Origin of the sequence: Corallococcus praedator, from assembly GCF_003612125.1 — a bacterium.
In the GTDB taxonomy this organism is placed as follows: Bacteria; Myxococcota; Myxococcia; order Myxococcales; family Myxococcaceae; genus Corallococcus; species Corallococcus praedator.
In genome coordinates this window covers 1-406 of the sequence record NZ_RAWI01001299.1, presented here as the reverse complement: position 1 = coordinate 406, position 406 = coordinate 1, and the positions used below count along the sequence as shown (strand labels likewise).

Genomic DNA, 406 nt, shown 5'->3' with positions numbered 1-406 from the left:
TCTCGATGTCGAGCCCCTCCGGCGGTGTGCCGAGGATGATCTGCGGTTCGGCGGAGAAGGTCTCGAAGTCCTTGTCGACGGTGATGATGTCGTCGTAGCGGGTCACCGACCAGAACGGGCCGAACTTGCTGTCGCCGCGATAGTGCACCGGGGCTTCATCCCGCAGCCGTCGGAAGTAGGCCTCCCACTGCCCCTGACGCCAGAGGAACGGGTCGCTGACATCGATGTCGGTGAGATCGAGGTCGGCGACGTCGGGGATCGCGGACTCGGTGAATCGCGGTTGATCGTCGCCGATCAAGCGGCTCTTCGTGTGCTGAAAGAGATGGAGCGCCTGGATCTGGCGCTGCATCGGCACCACTGCCTGGGCTTTGGTGATCACCTGGTCGAGTACGCGCATGACGACAAC

1 pseudogene is annotated in these 406 nt (G+C 63.3%); it reads right to left on the bottom strand.

The features are described from left to right. Positions 1-397 (bottom strand): annotated as a pseudogene (locus tag D7Y13_RS44170) (hypothetical protein); the annotation flags it as partial. Positions 398-406: the final 9 nt, after the last annotated feature.